Genomic DNA, 7,470 nt, shown 5'->3' with positions numbered 1-7,470 from the left:
TCTGCCTGACGACCTCTTGCAATTGGCCATCGAGGAATTGCGATGAAGCGCCGACGTTTCGACTCCCTCTTCCCCGATGGCCTCTCCGACGAAACCGCCTCGGCTCTCAGCGATTTTCTTCACCAGCTCGCCGCCGCTTGCGAGAGCCGTTATCTCGTGCAGTTACGCCGTCACCACCACCGGCAGATGAATCTCTACGACCCCGAGACCCCCTGGAAAACGCCTCCCTACAACCTTCGGTAGTCTCCCTCCGTCCCACGCTGCCCCAGGTATACCTTCCTCCCCCTCCAGCGTGGGACTTTGCCTCCGTCTCAGCCTCGAACAGCTTGGGCCAAACAGTCTGAATCACCGCGCGACGTAACAGCAGGGATCCCGGTAGAACTCGGATTGCGAGTCTGCATTCTCGAAGACCAACACCGCTTCATTCTTCACCACGAGGTGATGGAAAAGCAGACCGACGACAAGGTGGCGGTGAGCATGGTCGAAACAAGCCAAGCCAGCTTTCCCAGCCTACGGATAGTCAGTTTCGACCAAGGTTTCCACAGTCCGTCGAATCGAGAGGCTCTGGAACAGCAACTGGACCTGGTGGCCATGCCCAAGAAAGGCCGTCTGTCTGTCGCGGACCGCGAGCGGGAAACGGAGCCGGGATTCGTCAAGGCCCGGCACAAACATTCCGCGGTGGAATCGGCGATCAATGGCCTGGAGAATTTTGGGCTGGACTTGTGCCCCGATCACGGAATTCACGGATTCAAACGCTACGTGGCGCTGGCGGTTCTGGCGCGAAACATCCATCGCCTCGGGGTCGTGGTTCGTGAGCGCAACGCGCGCGCGAAACCCCGTGTGCCTGAGCCCCAAAAACTCGCCGCCTGACACCCTTCAAATGGGTTCAAAAAACAGAGACGACGGTTTGCTCGACCATCTAATATGCTTTACGCATGTTTTGGACAATCGACCCCCCGCGCCAGCCAACAAACAGGCTTACGCCGCTGGCCTTTCGTTACCAGCCGTCTTTCTTACGCCGATGAACGCGCCCGACCGTCCAAATAACAGCTTTTTCTGCCAGACACTAGGTAGATGAATTCTGCTATTTCCTGCGGCGCCATGCTGCCGAGCCGATCATGCCAAGACCTGAGCCAAGGAGCAGAATCGATGAAGGTTCGGGAATAGCAGCGGGGGAGGTGATGCTAAAAAATACGGCACCAGAATGGGGATTATAAGGACCAAGCTCAAATCCAAAAACCTGAAGAAGTGAGTAGTCGAATTTGGAAACGTCCGGAAACGTCAGTGGCAACGCGTCACTGGCGAATATATTTTGTGACGAATCACTGAAGTAAAGATTTGTTCTGATATGAGAATAACCCAAGCCAGGCTGAAGATCAGAGAAGACTTGGTATAAATCCATAGGAGGACGGTATACGCCAGGACTTATTTCTATGCTCTCGTTGTCGACGACGTATATAAATTGATATCCTGGCTGAGAATGAAATATCGTACCCCCAACCGATATTGTCAAACCAATCAGAGCATTCAGGTAATCTCCAATGCCGGGCTCGGCATTTAGGTCTGGCGTCGTGGATTCGAATGTATAGCTTCCAGTGACTGAATCACCGACGGAAAAGAAACTGTCCCATGGAGCGTTGACAGCATAGGCTCGGCCAGTGAAATTGAACGTTACAGCATTGGCCCGGGCTGAGTCAACCCACGACATCATTCCAAGTGAGGGGGCCACAACGAGAAGGAGACTGGAGATGAAGCCCTTTCTTTTCATTTTCATCTTGTATACCCTTATCCTGATAAACGAACGAAGGCGTTGGTGTAGTATATTGGCATTACTCCCGGTGTGGCCGGGTTTGGCTGTCTGAGGGGATCGATTATGGCGATGCGGGTAAAGCCGGACACTGGCGAGGTGGGCCTGAAGCAGCGGTATCAGGTGACCAGGGCCTCGCCACTCGGAATGCATACGCCAAAGCGCAGTTTATTACAATTTTTCATACAGCCTCCTAGTAGTCAGATCAGCGCGACCAAACCTCTGCTTTTTTGCATGTTCATGTTCCCCCTTTGTTCGGCCAAGCCCCCTGCAGGCTACCTTCGTCATTGTCCACAAAGAAAAACGGTCGAAGGTTGACCTAGGTCAACGCGAAGTCTGAAAGACGTGCAAAAAAGTCTCTCAAGCACACAGGCGGGCGGGAAAAAGAATAGGAAATCCAACGGCGCCATTGAGAGTACATGAGCCCCCACGAAGCGGCGTCAATCTCGCATTTGGCCCCAGGAGCCCCTGAAAAGTCATCCGAATCCCGCCCCGCTCAGCACCTGTGGTCATCCAGCCCGGCCACCCCGATCAGATCAATGAAGCCTTGCCCGTTCGTTACAGCACCTCCATCACTTCCCTGGCGACCTCATCGATTCCCGCATCCCAATTTTTCTCAATGAAGTTGAAGACCCAGCGCACGATGGCCCATCCCGGCAGACCGCAAATGGCGAGGGCGGAGCCACCCTGCCGGCCATAACACTCACTGAGGGCGTTTTATCCAGTACTTTTCGCCTCCTTTGCCATCGCAGAATTTGTATGGGTCCCATTAAATGAGACCGTGGAGTTCCATCAAGCCGTTGAGTGGACGGGCGGAGGACACGTTCGCTGGAGCGCACTATTTTAGCGGCAACATCTGCATCTTTCTCATCTACCCCCCTCCGGGAATGTCGCCTTGATGCGCTTGGAGATGTTGAAATATGTAAACCAAATCGCAAAGAAAACTGCTGTCCGAACAAGCTCCACGTTTACATCATTCGTCATGGCCTCCTCATCGAAGACCCAAGCGTAGTGCGCATGCATCGCGCGCATGCATCGCGGGGTCAGCTGCATCGCGGGGTCAGTTCTAACATTCGAACAGTCAAGCAACTTCTAGGGCAGCTCGCACGCAATATCTTGATCGAGACCCTGAGAACGAGCCAGCGCCTGGCGCGGTTTGCTGTGTGCTTCAGCGGTTTGGTCAGAGCATGCGCGGGGTCTTGTAAGAACAAATTTCAACGGCTGCAGCAGAGCGCTGTGGCTTGGGCAACAGCGGTAGCCGTTGCAGAGCACTATTGGGGCCTTGTGAACAACGAATGGAGAGTACCCTGCAGTCGTGTCAATCCTTGTGGGTTAGCCCGTTAGTCGATGCCTACCTCGATTTAGCCACCCGGAGTGGCGCCGTTGATAGCGGCAAGGACTGCCGGCATTGCACGTTGGATGCGAGGCCAGCTTGTAGAACGTAAGACGACAATGGACAGGCTTCTCGCGGCAAGGTTCTGCTGGTACGTCAGGTTCCTGTCTGTGGTCACGAAGACCGCGAAGCCAGCTTCTTCCGCCAAAGAGATGAGCTCACCGTTCTTCAGGTTCGCCCAGCCTCGCTCAAAGGCTGTTTCGACCAGGTGCTCGGCGAGCGAATGACGCAGCGGTGCAGGCGTTCCCTGGTCGAACAAGACTCGCGCATTCACGCAACCGCCAATGCGCTTCGTGCTGACTGTTCAAGCACGGTACGCGCTTGCTCCATGGTGACCCCGGGGAACCACTCGACAAACTGGTGGACTGAAGCGTCGTCCTCAAGATTTTCGAACAAAGCGGCCACCGGCACTCGAGTGCCACAGAAGAGCCATGCACCGCTGACGCGTGCTGGGTCTCGCTCCACTGCCGGACAGGTGGACCAATCGATCATGAGCGCAATCGTAGCACCGATGGGCGCATGCTGAAACTCTGCTATAGCAAGGCAGCGGGGTCAGATCTGAAGCGAGGGCGCAGGGTCGCCGCTAACATTCCAACACTGGCAGCGCTTGGGCACTGGATTGATCTACGCTGCGCAGATGGCGGCCATGTGCGCTTTCATGATATTGGCAGGATACGAATTCCAAGGTTGACGGCCAGGCATCGGGCTTCATACACTTCTGAGCCGCCGTTGGATTTCCTGTCCGCTTGCAAACGAAGGGAGTATGAAGGCTATGTCCATGCAGCCAGCAGTCGAAGCCTACACGGTGCAGGATTACCTCCAATGGGAAGGCGATTGGGAGCTGATTCACGGCCAACCGGTTGCAATGGTCCCGTCGCCTAGCTTCGATCATCAGCAGCTAAGCGCCGCCGTATTTCGGCAACTCGACGAGTCGCTCGACGATTGCCCGCACTGCCAGGCGGTGTTTGAAATAGACGTGGAATTTGCGCAAGACACCGTCGTCCGACCCGACGTGCTGGTGATCTGCTACCAACCTGAAGGTGAACGGCTGACCCGCGCCCCTGATCTGATTTTCGAAGTCATCTCGCCCAAAACTACCCGGCGGGATGAAGTTGTCAAATTCGATCTTTACCGCACGGAAGGCGTGCCCCATTACGTGCTGGTCTACCCGCAAGCGAAAAAGGCCAAAGTGTGGCGGCTCGTAGAGGGGGAATATCGCAAGGTAGGCGACTTTCACGACGAAACCCACTGTTTCGAACTGTCCAAATGCGCCTTCGATTTCGACTTCAGCCGCCTGTGGAAGCGCAAGGGCGGCCAAGCGTAAACGCCGCCCAAGCGTAAACGCCGCCCCGGTTGCACATGATCCCTTCGCCTGACGCTCAAACCGTACGGTCGGTGCACCTTTTCGCGTTGGCACTTTCAGACTGGCTCAAAGGCCAGGTGCTCAGCGTCGATTTCACGCCAGCGTTTCAGCGACATTCACTTCAGGTGGTTACCCGCGGACTGGAGAGTGGCCAGTCGCTGCGCTTGCCGCTGGCTGATCCGTTCGAGATACAGATACACCACCGGCGTCAGGTAGAGCGTCAGGAACTGCGAAACGAGCAGTCCGCCGACGACGGCCAGACCCAATGGACGCCGCACCTCGGCACCCGCGCCGATGCCGAGCGCGATCGGCAGGGTTCCGGCGAGGGCGGCCATGGTGGTCATCATGATCGGCCGGAAACGGATGACGCAGGCCTGGAAGATCGCTTCATGCGCCGGCATCCGGTCAGCGCGCTGCCGCTCGAGCGCGAAATCGATCATCATGATCGCATTTTTCTTGACGATGCCGATCAGCATGATCACGCCGACGAAGGCATAGAGACTCAGGTCGACCTTGAACAGCCAGAGCGTGCAGAGCGCGCCGAGGCCGGCGGCGGGCAGGCCGGAAAGGATCGTCAAGGGATGCACAAAGCTCTCGTAGAGGATCCCGAGGACCAGATAGACGACCAGAACGGCGACCAGCAGCAGGATACCCAGCCCCTGCAACGACGCCTGGAAAGCCTGCGCAGTGCCCTGCAGGCTGGTGTTCAGCGAGACTGGCAGGCTGATTTCCTTTTCCAGATCCCGGATGCGGTTGACCGCGTCGCCGAGCGAGATTCCGGGCAGGAGGTTGAACGAGATGGTCACCGACGGGAGCTGTCCCTGATGATTGACGGTCAGCGCCTGCGTCTTGCGGCTCATTCTGGCGACCGTGTCGAGCGGCACCAGCCGGCCATTGGACGCACGCACGTACAGGCGCGACAGCATGGTGGGGTCGGCCTGGTATTCGACAGCGACTTCGAGAATCACCTGGTACTGGTTGGTCGCGCCGTAAATCGTTGAAATCTGCCGCGCGCTGAAAGCGCTCTGCAAGGCATCCTCGACCTGGGCAAAGCTCAAGCCCAGCGTGGATAGCTTGTCGCGGTCGATGTCGAGCGCGACCACCGGGCTCAAGTTGTTGAGGTTGCTGGCGACATCGATGAATCCCGGCAACTGGCGAATCCTCGCGAGCAGGGTCTGGGTCCACGAGTAGAGTTCATCGAGATCGGTGTCCTGCAGGGTGTATTGGTATTGCGCGGCGGTGAGTTGCCCGCCGATGGCAATGACCGGCGGGTTCTGCAGATACACCTTGATTCCCGGTACTGCTGCCAGTTTGGGTCGCAGCTCCTGGATGATCTCGTCGGGGCTCAGCTTGCGCTCGCTCGCCGGTTTGAGGAGCATGAAAATAGTCCCCGTGTTCGAGGTGGGACGAATGCCACCGGCACCGACCGACGACATGAACGAGCGGATGTTGGCGTCTTTGGCGACGATCTCCGCCACCGCCCGCTGATGTTCGACCATCGAGGCAAACGAGGCGTCCTGAGCGCCCTCGGTGAAGGCGAGCAAGCGGCCGCTGTCGCCGCTCGGGATGAAGTCCTTGGGCACCGTCGCGAACATGACGATGGTCAGGATCAGGCTGATGAAAAAAGTGGCCAGGATCAGCCGCGGCCGGGCCATCGCCCAGCGGAGACTTTTATTGTAGCCGCGCAGGAGAGCGTCGAAGAAGCGTTCGAAAGCACGGAAGACGCGCCCGTGCTGCGTCGACCCGGCCGGCTTGAGATAGCGGCTGCAGAGCATCGGCGTCAGCGTCAGCGAGACGACTCCCGAGACCAGGATCGCGACGCAGATGGTGACCGCAAATTCGTGCAGCAGCCGGCCGACGATGCCACCCATGAAGAGCACCGGGATGAAGACGGCGATCAGGGAAAGGGTCATCGAAACGATCGTGAAGCCGATTTCCCGCGCGCCCTTGATCGCCGCCTCGAACGGCGTCTCGCCCGCCTCCAGGTGGCGGACGATGTTCTCCAGCATCACGATGGCATCGTCGACGACGAAGCCGACGGCCAGCGTCAGGGCCAGCAGCGACAGGTTGTCCAGGCTGTAGCCAAGGACGTACATCGCAGCGAAGGTGCCGATCACCGAGATCGGTAGCGCCAGGCTGGGAATCAGCGTCGCCGATACGTTGCGCAAAAAGAGCAGGATGACCAGGAGGACCAGGAAACCGGCGAGCACGAGCGTGAACTGAACGTCGTTAATCGCGTCGCGGATCGAAATACTGCGATCGTAGAGGATGTTCATTTCGATCGCCGCCGGCAGCTTGGCCTTGAAACCGGGCAGGATCTTGCGGATGGCGTTGACCGTCTCGATGGTGTTCGTTCCCGGCTGGCGCTGAATGGCCAGGACGATGGCGCGCTTGTCCACGTTCCAACTGGCGATCTTGTTGTTCTCGACGCTGTCGATCGGCGCAGCCACATCCTCCAGCCGAACCGGCGCGCCGTTGCGCCAGGCGACGATCAGCGGGCGATAAGCGGCGGCATCGGCAAGCTGACCGTTGTCCTTGATGGCAAAGGTCTGACGGCTGCCGTCGAACATCCCGACCGGTTGATTGACATTGGCCTGGGTGATGGCCTGTTGCAACTCGTCGATTCCCATCCCGCGCGCCGCGAGTTGGTCGAGGTTGGCGCGCACGCGGACGGCAAACTTCTGCGATCCGAAGATCTGCACCTGGGCTACCCCTGGAATCGTCGACAGGCGCTGGGCGAGTTGCGTCTCGGCGTACTCATTGACCATCGGCAGGGGCAGGGTGGCAGACGACAGCGCGATGTAGAAGATCGGCGAGTCGGCCGGATTCACCTTGCGGAACGAGGGTGGGGTGGGCATGTTCGGCGGCAGTCTGCGCAAGGCAGCCGAAATCGCCGACTGTACGTCC

General features: G+C 58.2%; 8 protein-coding genes. 3 read left to right on the top strand and 5 right to left on the bottom strand.

The features are described 5' to 3' along the window. Positions 1 to 42: 42 nt before the first annotated feature. Both ACCAA_RS04340 and ACCAA_RS04335 read left to right on the top strand, forming a co-directional pair. The gene (locus ACCAA_RS04340; protein WP_186406022.1) at positions 43 to 243 is read left to right on the top strand and encodes a hypothetical protein; all 201 of its coding nucleotides are present in this window, start codon (positions 43 to 45) and stop codon (positions 241 to 243) included. A 198-nt stretch (positions 244 to 441) separates the two neighbouring features. Beyond that, entirely contained in the window at positions 442 to 870 is a 429-nt protein-coding gene (locus tag ACCAA_RS04335) for a hypothetical protein (RefSeq protein ID WP_186406021.1), read from the top strand. Positions 871 to 1,084: 214 nt separating this feature from the next. Here ACCAA_RS04335 and ACCAA_RS04330 read toward each other — a convergent pair whose 3' ends face one another. From ACCAA_RS04330 to ACCAA_RS04315, 4 genes are all read right to left on the bottom strand, one after another. Continuing rightward, positions 1,085 to 1,774 (bottom strand): PEP-CTERM sorting domain-containing protein, encoded by a 690-nt coding sequence (locus tag ACCAA_RS04330; RefSeq protein WP_186406020.1) that lies wholly within the window; start codon positions 1,772 to 1,774, stop codon positions 1,085 to 1,087. Between the two features lie 900 nt (positions 1,775 to 2,674). Next, positions 2,675 to 2,830 (bottom strand): DUF2569 family protein, encoded by a 156-nt coding sequence (locus tag ACCAA_RS22680; protein ID WP_186406019.1) that lies wholly within the window; start codon positions 2,828 to 2,830, stop codon positions 2,675 to 2,677. A 338-nt stretch (positions 2,831 to 3,168) separates the two neighbouring features. Further along, the gene (locus ACCAA_RS04320; RefSeq protein WP_245754426.1) at positions 3,169 to 3,459 is read right to left on the bottom strand and encodes a hypothetical protein; all 291 of its coding nucleotides are present in this window, start codon (positions 3,457 to 3,459) and stop codon (positions 3,169 to 3,171) included. 11 nt (positions 3,460 to 3,470) lie between these two features. Further along, a complete protein-coding gene (locus ACCAA_RS04315) occupies positions 3,471 to 3,692 on the bottom strand; it encodes a DUF433 domain-containing protein (RefSeq protein WP_186406017.1) in 222 nt (73 codons plus the stop codon). A 271-nt stretch (positions 3,693 to 3,963) separates the two neighbouring features. Between ACCAA_RS04315 and ACCAA_RS04310 the strand changes: the two genes are divergently transcribed. After that, the gene (locus ACCAA_RS04310; protein ID WP_245754425.1) at positions 3,964 to 4,524 is read left to right on the top strand and encodes a Uma2 family endonuclease; all 561 of its coding nucleotides are present in this window, start codon (positions 3,964 to 3,966) and stop codon (positions 4,522 to 4,524) included. 155 nt (positions 4,525 to 4,679) lie between these two features. Here the strand turns inward: ACCAA_RS04310 and ACCAA_RS04305 are convergent. Next, positions 4,680 to 7,470 (bottom strand): efflux RND transporter permease subunit (locus ACCAA_RS04305; RefSeq protein ID WP_186406016.1); only part of this gene is annotated, 2,791 nt, incomplete at its 5' end.

Source organism: Candidatus Accumulibacter aalborgensis, assembly GCF_900089955.1.
Taxonomy (GTDB): Bacteria; Pseudomonadota; Gammaproteobacteria; order Burkholderiales; family Rhodocyclaceae; genus Accumulibacter; species Accumulibacter aalborgensis.
Note: the sequence above shows the minus strand (reverse complement) of the source record. Positions and strands in the feature narration are given on the sequence as shown.